Raw genomic sequence first — 21,309 nt, forward strand, 5'->3', positions numbered from 1 at the left:
CGCACATCGCCGGAAAACCGCGGCGCGCCTGACTCTCGACAGTATGTAACAAAATATTTCAGAGAAATCCAACGAGCGAAGGACCGCCCCCGTCCCGGGCCGGCCCTTGCGCAATCAGCCTTGCAGACGCTGCGCCAAACGCTCCTGAAGTTGTGCGAGCACTTCCGGGTCGCCCTGCTTCGCCGCATGGATGCCGAGGTTCTCGCCACTGAAGCGCGGGACGATGTGGAAATGGATGTGGAAGACCGTCTGCCCGGCGGGGGCGCCATTGAACTGGGCGACCTGCACGCCGTCCGGCTGCACCTCCTCGACCAGGGCGCGGGTCAGGCGCTGGACCACGGCCATGACCTTGGCCAGGTTCTGCGCATCGATCTCGAGCAGGTTGCGCGCCTCGGCGTGCTTGGGAATCACCAGGGTATGCCCGTAGGACTGCGGGAACAGATCGAGGAAGGCGAGCACGTCCTCGTCTTCGTAGACCTTGTAGCAGGGAGCTTCGCCGCGAATGATCTTGGCGAAGATGTTCTGGGAATCGTAAACGCCGTGCAGACTCATGGAGGCTTTCCTTGAACGAACCGGAATAGACCTGCGCACCATACCGGCTCGCTCTCCGCTCGTCACGACGTGATGCGTCGCGTGCTCCACACACTTCGAAAGAAATTGTCACAAGCCCGTCATCACCCTTCCCTACTTTCGTAGCACTCGCCGGATGGCCCCGCCGTCTCGCACAGCCACCTCCTCAACATAGGGAAATGCGTCATGACCCCAGGTTATCCCCTCGCCCTCTCTCTTGCCGTCTCCATGGCCGTGCTCGGCAGCGCCTTGCCGGCCCAGGCGCGCCAGGACGATCCGTCGCTGTTCAACCGCCAGGCCCGTGGCGAACTCAGCGAATACGGCGGCGCACGGCGCGTCGAGCAGGACCTGACCCAGGCCCTGAAGCAGTCGCTGTCGAAGAAGAAGGCGAAGAACGTGATCCTGCTGATCGGCGACGGCATGGGCGACTCCGAGATCACCGTGGCGCGCAACTACGCGCGCGGCGCGGGCGGCTACTTCAAGGGTATCGATGCGCTGCCGCTGACCGGCCAGTACACCCACTACTCCCTGCACAAGGACAGCGGCCTGCCGGACTACGTGACCGATTCCGCCGCCTCCGCCACCGCCTGGACCACCGGGGTCAAGTCGTACAACGGCGCAATCGGCGTGGATATCCACGAACAGCCACACCGCAACCTGCTGGAGCTGGCCAAGCTCAACGGCAAGGCCACCGGCAACGTCTCCACCGCCGAGCTGCAGGACGCCACCCCGGCCGCCCTGCTCGCCCACGTCACCGCTCGCAAGTGCTACGGCCCCGAAGCCACCAGCAAGCAGTGCCCGAGCAATGCCCTGGAGAACGGCGGCGCCGGCTCGATCACCGAGCAATGGCTGAAGACCCGCCCTGACGTGGTCCTCGGCGGCGGCGCCGCGACCTTCGCGGAAACCGCCAAGGCTGGCCGCTATGCCGGCAAGACCCTCCGCACCCAGGCCGAAGCCCGCGGCTACCGGATCGTCGAGAACCTCGACGAGCTGAAAGCCGTGCGCCGCGCCAACCAGAAGCAGCCGCTGATCGGCCTGTTCGCGCCGGGCAACATGCCAGTGCGCTGGCTCGGTCCGACCGCCACCTACCACGGCAACCTGAACCAGCCGGCGGTGAGCTGCGAGGCGAACCCGAAGCGCACCGCCGACATCCCGACCCTGGCGCAAATGACCAGCAAGGCCATCGAGCTGCTGAAGGACAATCCGAACGGCTTCTTCCTGCAGGTCGAGGGCGCGTCCATCGACAAGCAGGACCACGCCGCGAATCCGTGCGGCCAGATCGGCGAGACCGTCGACCTCGACGAAGCCGTGCAGAAGGCCCTGGCCTTCGCCAAGGCCGATGGCGAGACCCTGGTGATCGTCACCGCCGACCACGCCCACTCCAGCCAGATCATCCCGCCGGAAACCGCCGCGCCGGGGCTGACCCAACTGCTCACGACCAAGGACGGCGCGCCGCTGGCGATCAGCTACGGCAACTCCGAGGAAGGCTCCCAGGAGCACACCGGCACCCAGTTGCGCATCGCCGCCTACGGCCCGCAGGCCGCCAATGTCACCGGCCTGACCGACCAGACCGACCTGTTCTTCACCATCCGTCGCGCACTGAACCTGCGCGACTGATCGGACCAGAACGAAAAAGGCGCGCCGGTTTCGACCGGCGCGCCTTTTTCATTTCGCGCGGCATCCCTGGAACTAGCCCTCGACCTGGCTCCACTGCTTGGCCAGGCGCTTGTCCGAGACCGGCAGCCGGGTCCCCAGTTGCTGGGCGAACAACGAGACCCGGTACTCCTCCAGCATCCAGCGATACACCTGCAACTCGGCGTCGCGCTTGCCTTCCTGGGCGTGCTTGGCGAGGCGCGCCTGGTATTGCGCCCAGAGTTCGCCCAGCTCGCCGCTCCACACCCGGTCGCGCTGGACCTGGCCGGCGACCTTGTCCAGGCGCTGCTCGATGGCCTTGAGGTAACGCGGATACTCCTTCAACCACTCCAGCGGGGTGGCGCGGACGAACCCCGGATACACCAGGTTGGCCAGTTGGCCCTTGACGTCGTTCAGCGGCACGGTCATGGCCAGCTCGACCTTGCCCTTGAAGCGCTTCTGCAGGCCGTGCCAGAGCTTGAGGATATCCAGCACCAGGCGTGCCAGGCGCTCGGCGTGCTCGTTCCAGGCAGCGCGCTTGCGCTCGGCCAGCGCGGCCAGGGCGGCGCCGTCGCGCGGCAGGCTTTCGCCCTGCAGCACGCAACTGTCGAGACTGGCCAGGAGGATGTCCTCGACCAGCGCCTCGACCCGTCCCAGCTCGCGGTACAGCAGACCCATCTCGATCTGCCCCGGCAGCTTGGCGCGCAGGTACTTGGCCGGCTCGGCCAGTTGCTGCAACAGCAGTCGTTGCAGGGCGCGGCGGTGTTGGTAGTCGGCCTCGGCCTGGGTCGGGAAGCGCCCTTCCTTGACCTCGCCCTGCTCCTCCACCAGCGCCGGGTATACCGTCATCGACAATCCGGCGACCTTCTGCTGGGCCTTCTCGGCGACGCTGGCAAAGGCCTTGGCCTCCACCGGACGCTGCTGTTCCTTGTCGACCTGGGGTATCGCCAGGGCCGCCTGGCTGGCTTCGGCGAAACGCGCGGTGAGTTCGGCCAGGTCGCGGCCCTCGCCGAGGAACTTGCCCTGGGCGTCGACCACCTCGATGTTCATCCGCAGGTGATCGTCCAACTGCGTCGCCGCCTCGGCCCAGGCCTCATCGGCTACCCGCACGCCGGTCATGCGCTGAAGCTCGCGGCCCAGCGCCTGCGGCAGCGAACCTTCGCCGAAGGTGATGCGCTCCAGGGCGGCGCGGACGAAGTCCGGTACCGGCACGAAGCTCTTGCGGATCGCCTTCGGCAGGTTGCGCACCAGCGCCACCGCCTTGTCGTAGAGCAGGCCGGGCACCAGCCAGTCGATGCGTTCGGCCGGCAATTGCGGCAGCAGCGGCGCCGGTACCCGCACGGTGACGCCGTCGCGCGCGGTGCCGGGCTCGAACTGGTAGCTCAGCGACAGGTGCAGATCGCCCAGGCGCAGGCGATCCGGGTACTGCGCCGCAGTGACTTCGCTGGCTTCGCGGGCCAGCACGTCTTCCTCGCGCATCAGCAGCAGGTCCGGCTGGTTCTGCCGCTCGCGGGCGTACCATTTCTCGAAACTGGCGGTCTGGTAGATATCCGCCGGCAGGCGCGCGTCGTAATAGGCGAACAGGGTTTCCTCGTCGGCCAGGATGTCGCGCCGGCGTGCCTTGGCTTCCAGCTCGTCGAGCTTTTCCAGCAACTGCCGGTTGGCGCTCAGGCACCTGGCGCGGCTGTTGATCTCGCCGCGCACCAGGCCTTCGCGGATGAACAGCTCGCGCGCCACCGGCGGGTCGATCGGACCATAGTGCACCGGACGTCGACCGATGACGATGAGGCCGTAGAGGGTGACCTGCTCGAACGCCACCACCTGGCCGCGACGCTTCTCCCAGTGCGGCTCGAAGTGGTTGGTCTTGATCAGGTGCCCGGCCAGCGGCTCCAGCCAGTCCGGCTCGATCTTCGCGACCATTCGGGCGAACAGCTTGGTGGTCTCCACCAGTTCCGCGGCCATGATCCATTGCGGGCGCTTGCGAGCGATGCCGCTGGACGGATGGATCCAGAAACGTCGCTGGCGAGCGCCGAGGTAGTCGCCTTCCTCGGCCTTCTGCCCGATCTGGCTGAGCAGGCCGGACAGGATCGCTTTGTGGACCGCCGCGTAATCGATCCCCGGTACCTCGCGTTCGTTGTCGGCCGACGCGCCTTTCTTCGCCTCCGGCTTGCGCGCCTCGGCCTTGGCCGGACGCCCGAACGGCAGCTTCAGTTCGCGGCAGATCAAGGTCAGTTGGCGGTGGGCGTCGCGCCACTCACGCAGGCGCAGGTAGTTGAGGAAGTTCTTCCGGCACCAGCTGCGCAGGGCGTTGGAGCCCAGCGCCTGGCGCTGTTCCTCGAAGCCACGCCAGAGATTGATCAGCGCGGCGAAGTCGGAATCCGGATCCTTCCATTGCGCGTGCGCCTGGTCGGCGGCCTGCTGCCGCTCCACCGGACGCTCGCGCGGGTCCTGCACGGACAGCGCGCTGGCCACCGTCAACACTTCCTCGAGGCTACCCTGCTGGGCCGCCTCCAGCAGCATGCGGCCCAGCCTCGGGTCGATCGGCAGGCGCGCCAGTTGGCGCCCCAGCGGGGTCAGCTGGCCTTCGCGGTTGACCGCCGACAGTTCCTGCAGAAGGGTGAAGCCGTCCTTGATCGCCTTGCCGTCCGGCGGCTCGATGAAGGGGAACGCCTCGATGTCGCCGAGGCGCAGGTGCAGCATCTGCAGGATCACCGCGGCCAGGTTGGTGCGGAGGATTTCCGGGTCGGTGAAGGCCGGACGCGCGTTGAAGTCCTCCTCGCTGTAGAGACGCACGCATATGCCCGGCTCGACCCGTCCGCAACGGCCCTTGCGCTGGTTGGCGCTGGCCTGCGACACCGCCTCGATGGGCAGCCGCTGGACCTTGGCGCGGTAGCTGTAGCGGCTGATCCGCGCGGTGCCGCTGTCGATCACGTAACGGATGCCTGGCACCGTCAGCGAGGTTTCCGCGACGTTGGTGGACAGCACGATCTTGCGTCCCGGGCGCGGCTGGAAGATCTTCTGCTGCTCGGCCGGGGTCAGTCGTGCGTACAGCGGCAGCACCTCGGTGTGGCGCAGGTTGGCCTTGCGCAGCATCTCCGCGGCGTCGCGGATCTCCCGCTCGCCGGGGAGGAACACCAGCACGTCGCCGGGCCGCTTGCCGACCTCGCGTTCGTGGGCGGCGATCTCGTCGAGGGCGGCGAGGATGCCCTGGTCCACCGACAGGTCGTCCTCGACCCGGTTGCCCTCCTCGTCGGTTTCCGCCGCCAGCGGCCGGTACCAGGTCTCCACCGGATAGGTGCGGCCGGAAACCTCGATCACCGGGGCGCCGTCGAAATGCCGGGAGAAACGCTCCAGGTCGATGGTCGCCGAGGTGATGATCAGCTTCAGGTCCGGACGCCGGTGCAACAGGGTCTTCAGGTAGCCGAGGAGGAAGTCGATGTTCAGGCTGCGCTCGTGGGCTTCGTCGACGATCAGCGTGTCGTAGCGCTCCAGGTAGCGGTCATGCTGGGTCTCGGCCAGGAGGATGCCGTCGGTCATCAGCTTGACCAGGGTGCTGTCGTCGCTCTGGTCCTCGAAGCGCACCTGGTAGCCGACCAGCGCGCCCAGCGGCGTGCCGATCTCTTCCGCGACCCGCGTCGCCACGCTGCGCGCCGCCAGCCGACGCGGCTGGGTATGGCCGATCAGGCCGTGGATGCCGCGCCCCAGCTCCAGGCAGATCTTCGGCAACTGGGTGGTCTTGCCCGAGCCGGTCTCGCCGGCGATCACCACCACCTGGTGGGCGGCGATGGCGGCCTTGATCTCGTCGCGCTTGGCGGCGATCGGCAGGCTGTCGTCGTAGCGGATCGCCGGCACGCTGGCGCGCCGCGCCTCGACCTTGGCGCAGGAGGCCTGGAAGCGCTCGACCCACTGCGCCAGGCGCGCGTCGTCGGGCTGCTTGCGCAGTTCGTGGAGCTGCCGGCGCAAGCGGTGGCGGTCGCTGATCTGGGCCTGGTCGAGGCGCCGGACGAGTTGGTCGAGGGAAGGAGTCTGGTCGGTCATCTAGGCTTTTCGAATGCTGTGAGCGTGCCGCAGTCGCGGAGGACGGGAAGAAGCTCCGGCCACTGCCGAGGCGAAAAATATTCGGAATTGTCGCAGATTTGAGCGGAAGAGGACGAATCCCGGTTAACGCTCGCTGCCGCGATACGGCCGACGCTGCTGGTGGGCAATGGCCCTCTCAGCGCCCCAGTCGCTTGAGCATCTCGGCCAGCGGCAGCGCATCGGCGGTGCCCGCCCGGCAGTCGGCGAGGCGATCCTCGGCCACTCGCAGCCATTGGCGCTCCACCTCGGGGCCGGCGCGATGCAGCAATGCCTGGATCAGTTCCAGACGCCGGCTGATCGGCAGACGGCGTATTTCTTCGGCCAGGGCAGGATCGAGGCGGGCCATGGGGGTTTCCTCCGGCAGGTGATGCGCTGCAGGCACGTCCGCACAGGCCCGCTCACCCCGCAACCGACTGCCTGCAACGAAGAAGCCCCGCATCGGCGGGGCTTCTTCAGGCAACGGCGGACTTACTTCTGGCCCGCTTTCTTCAGCTCTTCGTCGCGCAGTTCGCGGCGCAGGATCTTGCCGACGTTGGTGGTCGGCAGGCTGTCGCGGAACTCCACGGCCTTCGGCCGCTTGTAGCCGGTCAGGTTGTCATGCATGTGCTGCATGACCTGTTCCTTGGTCAGGGTCGCCCCCGGCTTGACCACCACGAAGACCTTGATCGACTCGCCGGACTTCTCGTCGGGGATGCCGATCGCGGCACACTGCAGGACGCCCGGCAGGGTCGCCAGCACGTCTTCCAGCTCGTTCGGGTAAACATTGAAGCCGGAGACCAGGATCATGTCCTTCTTCCGGTCGACGATGCGCATGTAGCCGTCTTCCTGGATGATCGCGATATCGCCGGTCTTCAGCCAACCATCGGCGTCGAGGATCTCGTCGGTGGCTTCCTGGCGCTGCCAGTAGCCCTTCATCACCTGCGGGCCTTTCACGCAGAGTTCGCCGCGCTCGCCCAGGGGCACTTCCTGGCCGTCGTCGCCGATCACCTTGCACAGGGTCGAGGGCACCGGAATACCGATGGTGCCGACCTGAATGTTCTGGAACGGGTTGACCGATACCACCGGCGCGGTCTCGGTCATGCCGTAGCCTTCGCAGATGGCGCAGCCGGTGACTTCCTTCCAGCGCTCCGCGGTGGCCAGCTGCAGTGCCATGCCGCCGGAGAGGGTCAGTTTCAGCGCGGAGAAGTCCAGCTTGCGGAAGGTCTCGTTGTTGCACAGGGCGACGAACAGGGTGTTCAGGCCGACGAAGCCGGTGAACTTCCACTGGCCGAGGTCCTTGAGCATCGACGGCAGGTCGCGCGGGTTGGTGATCAGGATGTTGTGGTTGCCGGTGAGCATCATCGCCATGCAATGGAAGGTGAAGGCATAGATGTGGTACAGCGGCAGCGGCGCGATGAGGATCTCGCAGCCCTCGTTGAGGTTGGCGCCCATCAGCGCCTTGCACTGCAACATGTTGGCCACCAGGTTGCGGTGGGTCAGCATGGCGCCCTTGGCGACGCCGGTGGTGCCGCCGGTGTATTGCAGCACGGCGACGTCGTCGGCCTGCGGCGCGGCTTCCTGGAACGACTTGCCGGCGCCCCTGGCCAGCGCGTCGGTCAGCTTGGTGGCTTGCGGCAGGCTGTAGGCCGGCACCATCTTCTTGATGTGCTTGACCACGAAGTTGACGATGAAGCGCTTCAGCGGCGGCAGGATGTCGCCGACTTCGGTGACGATCACCTGCTTGACGCCGGTCTTCGGCAGTACGCCCTCGACCAGGTGGGCCATGTTGGCCAGGCAGACCACCGCCTTGGCGCCGGAGTCGTTGAACTGGTGTTCCAGTTCGCGCGCGGTGTACAGCGGGTTGGTGTTGACCACGATGAGGCCGGCGCGCATGGCGCCGAAGACCACGATCGGGTATTGCAGGACGTTGGGCAACTGGACGGCGATGCGGTCGCCGGGCTTGAGATCGGTGTGCTGCTGCAGGTAGGCGGCGAAGTCGCCGGACAGCTTGTACAGCTCGCCGTAGGTCAGGGTCTTGCCCAGGTTGGTGAACGCGGGCTTGGTGGCAAAACGTTGGCAGGACTCCTTCAGTACCGACAGGATGTTCGGGTACTGGTCGGGATTGATCTCGGCAGCAATACCCGCTGGGTACTTGTCCTTCCAGAAGTTTTCGATCATGGAAGCCCACTCCTAAGCAACAGCTAATCTTCACCGCTCATGGCGGCATCTTGTTGTGATCTGCTCGCTAACCCTGGACCCAGGGCTATTAGGCGCGCCGAGATTATCAGCTTTGCCAGAGGCAGACCAGCACCAAACATGACCTATTCGGTCAAAAAAATGACCGAGACATTAGTCTCGGTCACGGTCTTTCCTGTCCCCGGCAAATGCCCGTTTCAGAGCCTTGTAAGGCTATCAGGCGATTTCGCGCAGCTCACGACGGAGGATTTTACCCACAGGCGTCATCGGTAATGCATCCTTGAGCACAATCTGTCGCGGAATTTTGTATCCGGTGAGGTTTTCCTTGCAGTAGGCCTTGAGCTCCTCGACCGACAGGCTGGGGTCGCGGGCCACCACGAACAGCTTCACCGCCTCGCCGGACTTCTCGTCGGGAATACCCACCGCCGCGCAACTGGCCACCTTCGGATGGGCCATCACCACGTCTTCGATCTCGTTGGGGTAGACATTGAAGCCAGAGACCAGGATCAGGTCCTTCTTGCGATCGACGATACGCACGAAGCCGTCCTCGTCGATCACCGCGATGTCGCCGGTCTTCAGCCAGCCTTCGGCATCGAGAATCTCCTCGGTGGCCTCGGGACGCTGCCAGTACCCCTTCATCACTTGCGGACCTTTCACACAGAGTTCGCCACGTTCGCCGACAGGCAGCTCGTTGCCCTGCTCGTCGATCACCTTGAGCGCCGTGCCCACGACCGGAATCCCCACCGTGCCCAGGCGCGCCTGCTCGCCGTAGGGGTTGGTGGTCACCACCGGCGAGCATTCGGTGAGGCCATAGCCTTCCACCACGGTGCAGCCGGTGACGCCCTTCCAGCGCTCGGCGGTGGCGCTGACCAGTGCAGTGCCGCCGGAGTTGGTGAGCTTCAGGTTGGAGAAATCGACGTCCTTGAACCCGGGGTGCTCCATCAACGCGACGAACAGGGTGTTGAGGCCGAGCAGCGCGGAGAAACGCCACTTCTTCAGTTCCTTGATGAAACCGGGGATGTCGCGCGGGTTGGTGATCAGCACGTTATGGTTGCCGCTGACCATCATGCACATGCAGTTCGCGGTGAAGGCATAGATGTGGTAGAGCGGCAGCGGCGCGATCATCACCTCCTGCGCCTCCTTCATCAGCGGCAGGCCATCTTTGCCGAGCTGGGAAAGCTGGGCGTGGACCTGCAGCATGTTCGCCACCAGGTTGCCGTGGGTGAGCATCGCCCCCTTCGAGACCCCGGTGGTGCCGCCGGTGTACTGCAACACGGCGACATCCTCCAGGCCGACCCTGACCGGCTGCAGGGCATGGCCCTGGCCTTGCTTCAAGGCCTGCCTGAACGGCAGCGCCTGGGGCAAGCGATAATCGGGGACCATCTTCTTCACCGACTTCACCACGCTGTTCACCAGCCAACCCTTCAGCGCCGGCAACAGGTCGCCCATGCGCGCCTCGATCAGGTACTCGATCCGCGTATCCGGGAGCACTTCCTCGACCAGCTTGCCGAACACGTTCAGGTAGACCAGCGCACGCACGCCGGCGTCCTTGAACTGGTGGCGCATTTCGCGGGCGGTGTACAGCGGATTGGTGTTGACCACCACCAGCCCCGCGCGCAAGGCGCCGAACACCGCGATGGGATATTGCAGGACATTGGGCATCTGCACCGCGATGCGGTCGCCGGGCTGGAGATCGGTCTGTTTCTGCAGGTAGGCGGCGAAGGCGGCGGACAGACGATCGAGTTCGGCGTAGCTGAGCGTCACGCCGAGATTGCTGAAGGCCGGGCGGTCGGCGAATTTCTTGCAGGAGCGCTCGAAGACCTCGACCACGGAACGGTAGGCGGCGAAGTCGAGACTGTCGGGTACGCCGGCCGGGCGTTTGTCGTTCCAGAATTCAGGTTGCATTTATTCTTGTCCTCTTACCTGAGCGGGTCTGGCCCGCGTGTGCGGGGTATCGGGCAACTTAGCAGTTGCATCGGACAGCGCAAATACTCCTCCTGCCCTTATTGATAGTGTGAATCTCCAGCCTGTCGCTCTTCGCCGCCCGCCATTCCAGAGCGGCCCGTGCCCAAGGGTGGCGCTTTTCCGGGACGAAACCGCGCACGCTGCTAGAATGCGCCGGAACGCGTCCGCCCGGCACAAGGAACGAACATGCCCGCCGCTGCCTACTGGCTCCCCGCCAGCGACGAAACCCCGCTGTACACCCGCCACTGGCCGAGCGCAACGGCCGTCGGCGCGGTGATGCTGTCCCACGGCATGGCCGAGCACGCCGGTCGCTACGAGCGTCTCGCCGCCGCGCTGAACGCTGCCGGCTACCACTTCTATGCGATCGACCAGCGCGGCCACGGCCGGACCGCCGAAGCCGACGAGCTGGGCCACTTCGCCGACCAGGGCGGCTGGGGCAAGGTGGTCGGCGACCTGGCCAGCCTGAACCACCATATCCGCCAGCAGCACCCGGAACTGCCGATCTTCCTGCTGGGCCACAGCATGGGCAGCTACATCTCCATGGCCTACCTGCTGCACCACAGCTGCAGCCTGCAAGGGGCGATCCTTTCCGGCTCCAACTACCAGCCGCAAGCGCTCTACCGGGTCGCCCGCCTGATCGCCCGCTTCGAGCGCTGGCGCCAGGGGCCGCTGGGCAAGAGCGCGCTGATCGACTTCCTCTCGTTCGGCTCGTTCAACAAGGCGTTCAAGCCCAATCGCACGGCCTTCGACTGGCTCAGTCGCGATCCGCAGGAAGTCGACAGGTACGTGGCCGACCCGCTGTGCGGCTTCCGCTGCAGCAACCAGTTGTGGATGGACCTGCTCGGCGGCCTGGCCGATATCACCCCGCCCACCCACCTGCGGCAGATCGATGCCGGCCTGCCGCTGCTGGTCATCGGCGGCGAACGCGACCCGGTCAGCCAGGGCAGGCGCCTGGGCGACCTGGCCGACGCCCTGCGCGGCGCCGGGCTGCGCCAGGTGACCCTGAAGACCTATCCCGAGGCCCGTCACGAGCTGTTCAACGAGAGCAACCGCGACGCGGTCACCCAAGACCTGATCGACTGGCTGGAACAGGCCCTGCGCCACCGCCGGGATCATTCGACAAAGGAGAGAACATGAGCCAGGTCCAGAACATTCCCTACGCCGAGCTAGAGGTCGGGCAAAAGGCCGAGTACACCAGCAGCATCGCCGAGCGCGACCTGCAGTTGTTCGCCGCAGTCTCCGGCGACCGCAACCCGGTGCACCTGGATGCCGCCTACGCGGCCACCACCCAGTTCAAGGAACGCATCGCCCACGGCATGCTCAGCGGCGCCCTGATCAGCGCGGCGATCGCCACCGTGCTACCCGGCCCAGGCACCATCTATCTCGGCCAGACCCTGCGCTTCACCCGTCCGGTCAAGCTCGGCGACGACCTGAAGGTCGAACTGGAAGTCCTCGAGAAGCTGCCGAAGAACCGCGTGCGCATGGCCACGCGGGTGTTCAACCAGGCAGGCAAGCAGGTGGTCGACGGCGAAGCGGAGATCATGGCGCCGGAAGAGAAGCTCAGCGTCGAGCTGGCCGAACTGCCGCCGATCAGCATCGGCTGAGCAGCCTTCCCTGCCGTCGGGCCATCCGGCCCGGCGGACTTGCCGGGCCGCCGCGCGCTGCTCTACCCTGTCCGCTGTCTTACCTCAATCACCAGGGATAACCGAAGGCATTCCACCGCCCGAAACCCCTTACCGGGAATCGGAGCCGCCATGGACCTTCGCTTGCTGTTGCTATCCCTGACCACCTTCGCCGCCGGCCTGGCGGAAAGCATCCTGATCGGCATCCTGCCGCCCCTGGCCGAAGACCTGCGGGTCTCCATCAGCCTGGCCGGCCAGCTCACCACCCTGTTCTCCCTCGGCTTCGCCCTCGCCGCACCGCTGCTCGGCTGGCTGACCCGGCGCATCGAACGCCGCCGCCTGCTGCTGGCGACCCTGCTGCTGTTCGCCCTCAGCAACGCGCTCGCCGCCCTCGCTCCGGGCTATCTCGGCCTGCTCCTGGCTCGCCTGGGAATGTCGGCCTGTTGCGGGCTGCTGATCGTCCTCGCCAGCCTGCTCGCCGCCGAGCTGGCCGCCCCGGCCCAGCGCGGCCGGGCGATCGGCCTGATCTTCATGGGCATCAGCGGTTCGCTGGTGTTCGGCGTGCCACTGGGCGTACAGATCAGCGACTGGTTCGGCTGGCGCTGGATCTTCGCCGGCATCGCGGTCTATTCGCTGCCCTTGTGCCTGCTGCTCTGGCGCTACCTGCCGCAACGCCAGGCCGGCGACCTGCCCGGCCGCGAAGGCTACCTGCGGCAGTTGCGCCAGCCCGCGCTGTGGCTCGCGCAACTGGTATCGATCCTGTTGCTCGGCGGGCACTTCACCCTGTTCGCCTATTTCACCCCGTACCTGGCGAGCATGGCCGGTATTCGCTCGCCCGGCGAGATCAGCCTGATCCTCCTGCTGATCGGCCTGGCAGCGCTGAGCGGCGGCTATATCGGCGGCTGGCTGGCCGACCGCCTCGGCCACCGGCGCGCCCTGCGTCTGGTGCCGGCGGCCTTCGCCCTGGCGCTGGCGGCGGTGCCGCTGAGCCTGGGCAGCATCGGGTTCCTGCCGGTACTGATGGTCTGGAGCGCGATCAGCTGGATGATCTCGCCGGTGGTGCAGAGCTTCCTGCTGCGCAGCGATCCGGCCAGCGGTTCCGCCGGCGTCGCCCTGAACACCTCGGCCATGCACCTGGGCGTGGGCCTCGGCGCGGCGCTGGGCGGCCTGGTGGTGGCGGCACTGGGAGTCGCCGCGACGCCCTGGGTCGGCCTCGCCCTGGTGCTGGCGGCGCTGGCCTGCGCGCTTGGCGCCAGCACGCTGGATGGCGCCACTCAAGCGCTGCCGCTCAGTCCCCCTGCACGGTGACGCTGGCGGTCATCCCGGCGCTCAGGTGGACATCCGCCGGCACCTAGTCGAGGCGGATGCGCACCGGAATGCGCTGCGCCAGGCGCACCCAGTTGAAGGTCGGCTCGACATTGGCCAGCAACTGGCCGTCCGGCGTCGAGTTGCGGTCGGTGATACCGCTGCTGATGCTCTCCACCGTGCCGTCGATCGGCTGATCGCCGCTCATCAGGCGGACCTGGGCGCGCATGCCGACGCGGATGCCGGGCAGCTTGGTTTCCTCGAAGTAGGCGACCACATAGAAGGACTGCTGGTCGACCAGCGCCATCACCGCCTGGCCCGCCGTGGCGTAGTTGCCCTGGGCCAGGCGCAGGTTGGTCACCTGGCCGTTGCGCGCAGCGCGCAGTTCGCTGCGCTTGAGGTTGAGTTCGGCGATCTTCACCTGGGCCAGCGCTTCCTGGTACTCGCTGCGAGCGATGGCGGCATTGATCTGGGCGTTTTCCTTGTCCTCGGCGCTGATCGCGCCGATGCCCAGGCGGCTGCGCCGGGCCGCCTCGTTCTGGCGCAACAGGTATTGCTGGTGACGGGTCTCGGCGACGGCGCGGGCCTGCTCCAGGTTGGCCTGGTAGCGTTCCTGGTCGATGCGCATCAGCACGTCGCCGACCTTGACCACCTGGTTGTCCTTGACCTCCAGGTCGGTCACCCAGCCGGACACGTCCGGCGCCACCACCACCACGTCGGCCCGTACCCGGGCATCGCGGGTCCAGGGCGAGAGCATGTAGTAGCGCCAGAGCCAGATGCCGGCGAGAACAGCGGCAGCGACCACCAGCAGGGTGACGACGACGCGAAGCGATGCACGCATGCGAATCTCCTTCTCGGGGCGACGGATTCAGGTCGTGGCCGCCCAGGTAATGCCACTCAACATCAAAATGAACAGGGCGCAGTCGAACAGCGCCTCGTGCCAGACCCAGCGACGCAACGGCGTTTTCTGGATCAGCACCCGCAGCGCGGCGGTGGCCGCCAGCGCCAGCAGGGCATAGACGAACAGCGGGCTGAGGTAGACGCCGCCCCAGGCCGACTCATGCAGACTCATGGCTTTCCTCCTGATGGCACCACTGCTGCCAGGTGAACAGCAGTTGCGCCAGGGCCGCGCGCGCCAGGCGGCTGGCTTCGTCGTCGTGGCGAGCGTCGCGCTCCAGGGCTTCGCGCAACGGCAGGCTGATCCGTTCCAGGCGGTCGCTGCGCGGCCCCGCGGGACCGGCCTCAAGCAGCTCGCCCAGTTCCCCGAGGAAGCGGTCGCGCGCCTTGCGCAGGACGCCACGGGCGCCTTCCAGGCAGGCCCGCAGGTGGATCAGTTCGTTACCCAGGTCGAGCGCCAGGAGACCATCGTCCCAACGCCGCCGTTCCTGTTCCGGCAACAGGTTGGCGTGCCGCGCCAGGCGCAACAGGCGGTCGGCCATGCGCCCGCCGAACCAGTTCTCCGCCTGCGCCAGCGGGCGCCGGGTGAGGCGGCCGAGATCGACGCAGGTGGCGTCCAGCAGGCGTCGGGTCAGCCAGCCCGGACGCAAGGTCAGCAAGCGGAAGATCACCACCGCGAAGCCGACTCCGATCAGCACGCCCTGGGCGGAATTCAGCAGGGTCGCGAGGTCGTAGTCCATCTGGTTGCGCGGCGCGACCAGGACGATGAAGTGGATCGCGAACGAGGTGGCGGTGCCGGCGGTGACCGGTACGGCCATGCCCAGGGTGGCGAAGAACAGCGGCACGCCCATCGCCAGGCAGAGCAGCGGGAAGCCATTCCACTGCGGCAGCAGCCACTGGCTGACCAGCATCGCCGCCGGGATCGCGTAGACGATGCCGCGCAGGAAGCTCAGGCCGATGGCCACCGCGTTGTCGCGGTTGGCGAACAGGCTGCACACCACCGCCGCCAGCAGCATCGCGCCGGACGCCGCCGGCCACGCGGTATAGATCCAGTAGACCGACAGCCCGAGCAACGCCAGGGCGCTACGCGCGCCGTAGAACAGCGCCATCTGCAGGTCGCGGTGCCAGGACAGGGTGCCGGCGCTGCCCACCCGCCCCTCGACCTCGCCGCTGGCCACCGCGCGCATGCCCTTCTCGGCATTCACCGCCTTGAGCAGCAGCACCGAGCAACGGGTCAGCAGGTAACGCTGGTCGTTGCTCCACTGCGGCTCGACCGCGACCTGCGCCAACTCCTCGCGCAGCGCCTGCATCGACGCCGGATCGGCCCCTTCCAGGGCGCTGGCCAGCGCAGCCAGCCAGCGCTCCACCTGGCGCTCTTCCTCGTCGTTCAGCCGCGCCCGTTGCCGGGCCACGCCGCGCGCGGTGCGCAACAGGCTGAGCAGGTCGCGCGAGAGCAACGCCAGGGCGCCGGCCCGGCGCCGCCCGCGCTCGCCCTCGAACCAGGCATGGTCGCGCTGCGCATCGACCTCGACGATCTTGCTCAGCGCGTTGAGCAGCCCCTGCGGCTGCCGCTGGCGCGGGTCGATCTCGCCGCGCGCGGCCTGCATGCCCAGCAGCCAGGTGGCGTGGGCCTGCTTGTCGAGGTTCTGCTCGACCCGCTGCGGCCAGAGGATCGCACTGACCGCCGAGGCGCAGATGATCCCCAGGCAGATCTCGGTACAACGCGCCACCGCCTGCTCGAAGACCAGCAGCGGCTGGTCCACCGCCGGCAGGCCAATGATCGCCACCGTATAGCCGGAAAGTACGAAGGTATAGGAAACGTGGTTGCGCAGGGAGGTCGAGGCCGCCGTGCAGAGCCCCAGCCAGAGCGAGATGGCCAGCAGGAACAACCAGGGCGCCTGGGCGAACAGCGCGATCATCAGCACCGACATCGCGGTGCCGACCAGGGTGCCGAGCAGGCGGAACAAGCCCTTCGCCACCACCATGCCGGACAACGGCTGGGACACGATCAGCACGGTCATCAGCGCCCATTGCGGCTGCTCCAGGTCGAAGCGAAAGGCGCACCACAACGCCAGGCCGCCGGCCAGGAGCGTCTTGATGGCGAACTTGAGCGCCAGCGTCGAGGGTGCCAGGAACGGCTTCCAGTGAATGGGCACAGGGTCTTCCGAAACGGGGTCTACATCAGCATAGATAGCCGGCGAACGCCGAGGCGATATGTGCAGCCTATATTATTAGGTTGCTAACAATATCGTCCAGCGACATTCGTAGTATCCCGATCGCTGCGCCGGTGTTTTTCCAGGCGCAAAAAAACGGGCGACCGAAGTCGCCCTAAGTGCCTTGCGTGCTCTGTGTATCCGGGAGGATCAGCCTTTGCGGCTATGGGAATCCTTCCAGATGAAGTAACCGACCCCACCGAAGAAAGCGACCATGAGGCCTACCGTAAGAATCCCTGCGAGAACCACTTCGTCGATGAACATGTTGATGGCCTCCAGTTGCCGGTTGGGTGTTGCTCGATGGGCTCAGATTAGCGAGGCGCGGCGGCGCAATATTGACCTGGATCAATCGCCCGGACGGGCTTTTTCGGCCAGGTGCATGACACTGACCCAGGTCAAGTTTCGCAGGAGGGAGAATGCGGTCGGACGCCGCAGATAACCGGGGAAAACCTGCCCGATCGCCGCACGTTGCCCGCAGGAATGCGCCGCCGGCGAACGCGGCGGCAGAGGCTTCAGCGCTTCTTCGGCTTGCCTTTCGGCTTCTTCCGCGGCTTGCCCAGCGGCAACACCTGTTCGAAGGCCTTGCGGACCTCCTGCAGGCGCTTCTCGTGCACGTCGTGGATGCGCTTGTCGCGCTCGGCGCTGAGGTCGATCACCTTGTCGTCGTCGTTCATGGCTGGGGGTACACCAGGCGGAAGGTCAGGTTCAAACGGGGCATGCAGGAGCGGCGGGTCTTCGCCACCTGATGTTGCCAATGATGCTGGGTTGCGCCGCGCATGACCAGCAGGCTGCCATGGGTCAGTTCCAGGGAATGGGCGATGCGGGTCTGGCCCTTGCGCCGCAGGTCGAAGCGGCGGCTGCCGCCGAGACTGAGCGAGGCGACCAGCGGATCGCGGCGCAGCTCTGGCTCGTCGTCGCTGTGCCAGCCCATGGAGTCCTGGCCGTCGCGGTAGTAGTTCAGCAGCACGCCGTTGACCCGCTGGCCGACCTCGCGCTCCACGCGCTCACGGATCTCGCCGAGCAACGCGGTCCATGGCAGCGGCCGGTGGACCTGGCCGGAATAACGGTAGGCGGCTTCCGCGTCACCGTACCAGGCCACCAGGCGCGGGGTCGGGCGCTCCTCGCCATGGATGCGCAGGATCGGCTGTTCCCAGGGCGTTTCCTGTTCCAAGCGCAACAGCCAGGCGCTCGCCAGCGGCGCATCCAGCCAATGCGGGAGATAGCGCAGGTCGGCGTCCGGCAGGGTCAGGGGTGCGTCGGCGAACAGGTCCATGGGCCGCAGGTTACTACGCCGCAAGGCCGCTGCTGAAGCCTGGAAAACCAGGGTTACACTTCGATGTCGATCAATTGTCCCTTGCGCGGCAGCTCGTCCGCCTGGGCGCTCTCCCCCGCCTCGTCAGCCGGCGCCTCGTCCCCCTCGTCGCTCCGCGCGTGCGCCTCGCCGCCCTGGCGGCGCTGGCGACGGCGGTATTCCTCTTCCAGCCAGCTTTCCTCGTCGCGCTCCTGGCGCAAGGCGACGCCATCGCTGCCCGCGCCAGCCTGGGTCGGCGCGACCGGCGGCGTGGCCGGACGGGGCTTGGGCGGGTCCTGCTGGACGGTGACCGGGATCAGGCCCTGGGGGATCGGCGGAAGCATGCAGGCAACCTCTCTGGGTAGTGCCGCGCCATGGGTTCTCGCAGCGTGCCGGTTTGCGGCGTTCTTCTACAAGGGTTATCGGTCGACCCGCCGCTCGACTTGAGAACCAGCCGCCAGGCGGTCGCTCCCGTACCGACGGACGGCTCTCCGACGAAGCCCTGGCGCAACACGCAATCCATCGCCAAGCGTCGCTCAACGCCACGCGTTGCGGTACCATACCCGGCTTTTTTGGGAGGTGGACATGGCGCAGTATCAACCGGGGCAACGCTGGATCAGCGACAGTGAAGCGGAATTGGGCCTGGGGACCATCCTGGCCCAGGATGGCCGCCTGCTCACCGTGCTCTATCCGGCGACCGGCGATACCCGCCAGTACGCCTTGCGCAATGCGCCGCTGACCCGCGTGCGCTTCGCCCCCGGCGATGAAGTGACGCACTTCGAAGGCTGGAAGATGACCGTCCGCGAGGTCGAGGAAAGCGAGGGCCTATTGGTGTACCACGGCCTCACCGCGCAGAACGAGCAGCGCACCCTGCCGGAAACCCAGCTCTCCAACTTCATCCAGTTCCGCCTCGCCAGCGACCGTCTGTTCGCCGGACAGATCGATCCCCTGCCCTGGTTCTCCCTGCGCTACCACACTCTCGAACGCCGCAGCCAACTGCTCCAGTCCTCGCTCTGGGGCCTCGGCGGCGCCCGCGCCCAGCCGATCGCCCACCAGTTGCACATCGCCCGCGAAGTCGCCGACCGCATGGCGCCGCGCGTCCTGCTGGCCGACGAAGTGGGCCTGGGCAAGACCATCGAGGCCGGCCTGATCATCCATCGCCAGTTGCTCTCCGGCCGCGCCGGGCGGGTGCTGATCCTGGTTCCGGAAAACCTCCAGCACCAGTGGCTGGTGGAGATGCGCCGGCGCTTCAACCTGCAGGTGGCCCTGTTCGACAAGGAGCGCTTCGCCGAAAGCGATGCCAGCAATCCCTTCGAGGACAGCCAGTTGGCCCTGGTCGCCCTGGAGTGGCTGAAGGAAGACGAACGCGCCCAGGACGCCCTGTTCGCCGCCGGCTGGGACCTGCTGGTGGTCGACGAAGCCCACCACCTGGTCTGGCACCAGGACCAGGTCAGCGCCGAATACGCGCTGGTCGAGCAACTGGCGGAGATCATTCCCGGCGTCCTGTTGCTCACCGCGACCCCGGAGCAACTCGGCCAGGACAGCCACTTCGCGCGCCTGCGCCTGCTCGATCCGAACCGCTTCCACGACCTCGAAGCGTTCCGCCGGGAGAGCGAGCAATACCGCCCGGTCGCCGAAGCGGTGCAGGAACTGCTCGACCACGGCAATCTTTCCGCCGGCGCGCGCAAGGCCATCCACGGCTTCCTCGGCAGCGAGGGCGACGAGCTGCTGGCCAGCGTCGAGGGCGGCGATGAAGACGCCCGCTCGCGCCTGGTCCGCGAACTGCTCGACCGCCACGGCACCGGCCGCGTGCTGTTCCGCAACACCCGCGCCGCCGTGCAGGGCTTCCCCCAGCGCGAGCTGCACGCCTATCCGTTGCCGATGCCGAGCCAGTACCAGGAACTGCCGGCCGGCGAACACCCGGACCTGTATCCGGAAGTGAATTTCCAGCAACAGTGGGAAGACGGCGACGACAACAATCGCTGGTGGCGCTTCGACCCGCGCGTCGAGTGGCTGATCGATACCCTGAAGATGCTCAAGCAGTTCAAGGTCCTGGTCATCTGTGCCCACGCCGAGACGGCCCTCGACCTGGAAGACGCCCTGCGCCTGCGTTCGGGCATCTCCGCCACGGTGTTCCACGAAGGCATGAGCATTCTCGAGCGCGACCGCGCCGCCGCCTACTTCGCCGACGAAGAGTTCGGCGCCCAGGTGCTGATCTGCTCGGAAATCGGCAGCGAAGGCCGCAACTTCCAGTTCGCCCACCATCTGGTGCTGTTCGACCTGCCGGCCCACCCGGACCTGCTCGAGCAGCGCATCGGCCGCCTCGACCGGATCGGCCAGCGACACACCATCCAGCTGCACGTACCGCACCTGGAGAACAGCGCCCAGCAGCGCCTGTTCCAGTGGTACCACCAGGCGCTGAACGCCTTCCTCAATACCTGCCCCACCGGCAACGCCCTGCAACACGAGTTCGGCCCGCGCCTGCTGCCGCTGCTCGACGGCGGCGAGGACAAGGCCTGGGACGCGCTGCTCGCCGAAGGCCGCGCCCGTCGCGAAGCCCTCGAAGCGGAGCTGCACAGCGGTCGCGACCGCCTGCTGGAGCTGAACTCCGGCGGCGCCGGCGAAGGCGAGGCGCTGGTGGAGGCCATCGAGGAGCAGGACGACGACTTCGCCCTGCCGATCTACATGGAGCGCCTGTTCGACGCCTACGGCATCCACAGCGAAGACCATTCGGAAAATGCCCTGATCCTCAAGCCGAGCGAGAAGATGCTCGACGCCGGCTTCCCCCTCGGCGACGACGAAGGCGTGACGATCACCTACGACCGTGCCCAGGCGCTGGCCCGCGAGGACATGCAGTTCCTCACCTGGGAACATCCGATGGTTCAGGGCGGCATGGACCTGGTGCTGTCCGGCTCGATGGGCAACACCTCGGTGGCGCTGATCAAGAACAAGGCGCTGAAGCCTGGCACCGTGCTGCTCGAACTCCTGTTCGTCAGCGAGGCCGTGGCACCGCGCGCCCTCCAGCTCGGCCGCTGGCTGCCGCCGCAGGCCCTGCGCTGCCTGCTCGACGCCAACGGCAACGACCTGGCCGGCCGGGTGTCCCTGGAAACCCTCAACGACCAACTGGAAAGCGTGCCACGGGTCAGCGCCAACAAGTTCGTCCAGGCCCAGCGCGATGTGCTGGCCAAGCAGTTCGACGTGGCCGAGGGCAAGATCGTCCCGCGCCACGAGGAACGCGTGGCCAGGGCCAAGCAGCAGTTCGCCGCCGCCATGGACGAGGAACTGGCGCGCCTGACCGCGCTCAAGGCGGTCAACCCGAGCGTCCGCGACAGCGAGCTGGACAGCCTGCGCACCCAGCGCGAGGAAGGCCTGGCCCTGCTCGACAAGGCCTCCCTGCGCCTCGAGGCGATCCGCATCCTGGTCGCCGGCTGACGTCCGGCAACGGCTGCGCGAAACGAGAAGCCATGGGCCTCCCCATGGCTTCTTTCATTTCATTTCCAGCGAAGGCCGCAACGGCGGATGGCCGCGCGGCGACCGTTCGCCCCGTTCCCCGTTCCCCGGC

General features: G+C 66.9%; 16 protein-coding genes and 1 pseudogene. 5 read left to right on the plus strand and 12 right to left on the minus strand.

The annotated features are described in order from the left end of the window. Positions 1-114: 114 nt before the first annotated feature. On the minus strand, positions 115-552 hold the full coding sequence (locus HMPREF2924_RS02105) for an HIT family protein (protein WP_003091638.1): 438 nt from the start codon (positions 550-552) through the stop codon (positions 115-117). Between the two features lie 204 nt (positions 553-756). Here HMPREF2924_RS02105 and phoA point away from each other — a divergent pair, with 204 nt between their 5' ends. Further along, positions 757-2,187: an alkaline phosphatase gene (gene phoA / locus HMPREF2924_RS02110; RefSeq protein WP_003091639.1), complete on the plus strand. Its 1,431-nt coding sequence runs from the start codon at positions 757-759 to the stop codon at positions 2,185-2,187. Between the two features lie 72 nt (positions 2,188-2,259). On the opposite strand, the gene hrpA is transcribed toward phoA, so the two are convergent. The 4 genes from hrpA to fadD2 all read right to left on the minus strand — a co-directional run bounded on the left by hrpA (position 2,260) and on the right by fadD2 (position 10,359). After that, positions 2,260-6,240: an ATP-dependent RNA helicase HrpA gene (gene hrpA, locus HMPREF2924_RS02115; RefSeq protein ID WP_003130353.1), complete on the minus strand. Its 3,981-nt coding sequence runs from the start codon at positions 6,238-6,240 to the stop codon at positions 2,260-2,262. Between the two features lie 175 nt (positions 6,241-6,415). Next, entirely contained in the window at positions 6,416-6,625 is a 210-nt protein-coding gene (locus HMPREF2924_RS02120) for an addiction module protein (RefSeq protein ID WP_009876833.1), read from the minus strand. A gap of 122 nt (positions 6,626-6,747) precedes the next feature. After that, entirely contained in the window at positions 6,748-8,436 is a 1,689-nt protein-coding gene (fadD1, locus tag HMPREF2924_RS02125; RefSeq protein ID WP_003091643.1) for a long-chain-fatty-acid--CoA ligase FadD1, read from the minus strand. A 234-nt stretch (positions 8,437-8,670) separates the two neighbouring features. After that, positions 8,671-10,359 (minus strand): long-chain-fatty-acid--CoA ligase FadD2, encoded by a 1,689-nt coding sequence (gene fadD2, locus HMPREF2924_RS02130; protein WP_003130348.1) that lies wholly within the window; start codon positions 10,357-10,359, stop codon positions 8,671-8,673. 246 nt (positions 10,360-10,605) lie between these two features. On the opposite strand from fadD2, the gene HMPREF2924_RS02135 reads away from it, so the two are divergent. The 3 genes from HMPREF2924_RS02135 to HMPREF2924_RS02145 all read left to right on the plus strand — a co-directional run bounded on the left by HMPREF2924_RS02135 (position 10,606) and on the right by HMPREF2924_RS02145 (position 13,349). Continuing rightward, positions 10,606-11,556: an alpha/beta hydrolase gene (locus HMPREF2924_RS02135; RefSeq protein ID WP_003091646.1), complete on the plus strand. Its 951-nt coding sequence runs from the start codon at positions 10,606-10,608 to the stop codon at positions 11,554-11,556. Further along, complete coding sequence (locus HMPREF2924_RS02140; RefSeq protein ID WP_003091647.1) at positions 11,553-12,023, plus strand: MaoC family dehydratase; 471 nt, start codon at positions 11,553-11,555, stop codon at positions 12,021-12,023. The genes HMPREF2924_RS02135 and HMPREF2924_RS02140 overlap by 4 nt, the downstream gene beginning before the upstream one ends. 150 nt (positions 12,024-12,173) lie before the next feature. After that, a complete protein-coding gene (locus tag HMPREF2924_RS02145; RefSeq protein ID WP_003130346.1) occupies positions 12,174-13,349 on the plus strand; it encodes an MFS transporter in 1,176 nt (391 codons plus the stop codon). Here HMPREF2924_RS02145 and HMPREF2924_RS02150 read toward each other — a convergent pair. From HMPREF2924_RS02150 to HMPREF2924_RS02170, 7 genes and pseudogenes are all read right to left on the minus strand, one after another. Further along, a pseudogene (locus HMPREF2924_RS02150) lies at positions 13,330-14,187 on the minus strand (efflux RND transporter periplasmic adaptor subunit). The gene HMPREF2924_RS02145 and the pseudogene HMPREF2924_RS02150 overlap by 20 nt on opposite strands. A 27-nt stretch (positions 14,188-14,214) precedes the next feature. Further along, positions 14,215-14,418, minus strand: coding sequence for a DUF1656 domain-containing protein (locus HMPREF2924_RS02155; protein ID WP_003091655.1), 204 nt, complete (start codon positions 14,416-14,418; stop codon positions 14,215-14,217). Then, a complete protein-coding gene (locus HMPREF2924_RS02160) occupies positions 14,405-16,399 on the minus strand; it encodes an FUSC family protein (RefSeq protein WP_003130344.1) in 1,995 nt (664 codons plus the stop codon). Before HMPREF2924_RS02160 ends, HMPREF2924_RS02155 begins: the two co-directional genes overlap by 14 nt. 207 nt (positions 16,400-16,606) lie before the next feature. Continuing rightward, complete coding sequence (gene ccoM / locus HMPREF2924_RS36750) at positions 16,607-16,720, minus strand: cytochrome c oxidase subunit CcoM (protein ID WP_003091657.1); 114 nt, start codon at positions 16,718-16,720, stop codon at positions 16,607-16,609. A 248-nt stretch (positions 16,721-16,968) separates the two neighbouring features. Next, a complete protein-coding gene (locus HMPREF2924_RS35760) occupies positions 16,969-17,130 on the minus strand; it encodes a hypothetical protein (protein ID WP_003091659.1) in 162 nt (53 codons plus the stop codon). Continuing rightward, positions 17,127-17,729 (minus strand): alpha-ketoglutarate-dependent dioxygenase AlkB family protein, encoded by a 603-nt coding sequence (locus HMPREF2924_RS02165; RefSeq protein WP_003091662.1) that lies wholly within the window; start codon positions 17,727-17,729, stop codon positions 17,127-17,129. Before HMPREF2924_RS02165 ends, HMPREF2924_RS35760 begins: the two co-directional genes overlap by 4 nt. A gap of 53 nt (positions 17,730-17,782) precedes the next feature. Next, the gene (locus HMPREF2924_RS02170; RefSeq protein WP_003091664.1) at positions 17,783-18,091 is read right to left on the minus strand and encodes a hypothetical protein; all 309 of its coding nucleotides are present in this window, start codon (positions 18,089-18,091) and stop codon (positions 17,783-17,785) included. Positions 18,092-18,326: 235 nt separating this feature from the next. Here HMPREF2924_RS02170 and rapA point away from each other — a divergent pair, with 235 nt between their 5' ends. Further along, a complete protein-coding gene (gene rapA, locus HMPREF2924_RS02175; RefSeq protein ID WP_003130341.1) occupies positions 18,327-21,179 on the plus strand; it encodes an RNA polymerase-associated protein RapA in 2,853 nt (950 codons plus the stop codon). Positions 21,180-21,309: the final 130 nt, after the last annotated feature.

It is taken from the genome of Pseudomonas sp. HMSC063H08 (genome assembly GCF_001813645.1).
In the GTDB taxonomy this organism is placed as follows: Bacteria; Pseudomonadota; Gammaproteobacteria; order Pseudomonadales; family Pseudomonadaceae; genus Pseudomonas; species Pseudomonas aeruginosa.

Excerpts from the sequence above, each read along its gene's own strand:
- HMPREF2924_RS02105 (WP_003091638.1), bottom strand. The coding sequence starts at position 552 with ATGAGTCTGCACGGCGTTTACGATTCCCAGAACATCTTCGCCAAGATC.
- phoA (WP_003091639.1), top strand. The coding sequence starts at position 757 with ATGACCCCAGGTTATCCCCTCGCCCTCTCTCTTGCCGTCTCCATGGCC.
- hrpA (WP_003130353.1), bottom strand. The coding sequence starts at position 6,240 with ATGACCGACCAGACTCCTTCCCTCGACCAACTCGTCCGGCGCCTCGAC.
- HMPREF2924_RS02120 (WP_009876833.1), bottom strand. The coding sequence starts at position 6,625 with ATGGCCCGCCTCGATCCTGCCCTGGCCGAAGAAATACGCCGTCTGCCG.
- fadD1 (WP_003091643.1), bottom strand. The coding sequence starts at position 8,436 with ATGATCGAAAACTTCTGGAAGGACAAGTACCCAGCGGGTATTGCTGCC.
- fadD2 (WP_003130348.1), bottom strand. The coding sequence starts at position 10,359 with ATGCAACCTGAATTCTGGAACGACAAACGCCCGGCCGGCGTACCCGAC.
- HMPREF2924_RS02135 (WP_003091646.1), top strand. The coding sequence starts at position 10,606 with ATGCCCGCCGCTGCCTACTGGCTCCCCGCCAGCGACGAAACCCCGCTG.
- HMPREF2924_RS02140 (WP_003091647.1), top strand. The coding sequence starts at position 11,553 with ATGAGCCAGGTCCAGAACATTCCCTACGCCGAGCTAGAGGTCGGGCAA.
- HMPREF2924_RS02145 (WP_003130346.1), top strand. The coding sequence starts at position 12,174 with ATGGACCTTCGCTTGCTGTTGCTATCCCTGACCACCTTCGCCGCCGGC.
- HMPREF2924_RS02155 (WP_003091655.1), bottom strand. The coding sequence starts at position 14,418 with ATGAGTCTGCATGAGTCGGCCTGGGGCGGCGTCTACCTCAGCCCGCTG.
- ccoM (WP_003091657.1), bottom strand. The coding sequence starts at position 16,720 with ATGTTCATCGACGAAGTGGTTCTCGCAGGGATTCTTACGGTAGGCCTC.
- HMPREF2924_RS35760 (WP_003091659.1), bottom strand. The coding sequence starts at position 17,130 with ATGAACGACGACGACAAGGTGATCGACCTCAGCGCCGAGCGCGACAAG.
- HMPREF2924_RS02165 (WP_003091662.1), bottom strand. The coding sequence starts at position 17,729 with ATGGACCTGTTCGCCGACGCACCCCTGACCCTGCCGGACGCCGACCTG.
- HMPREF2924_RS02170 (WP_003091664.1), bottom strand. The coding sequence starts at position 18,091 with ATGCTTCCGCCGATCCCCCAGGGCCTGATCCCGGTCACCGTCCAGCAG.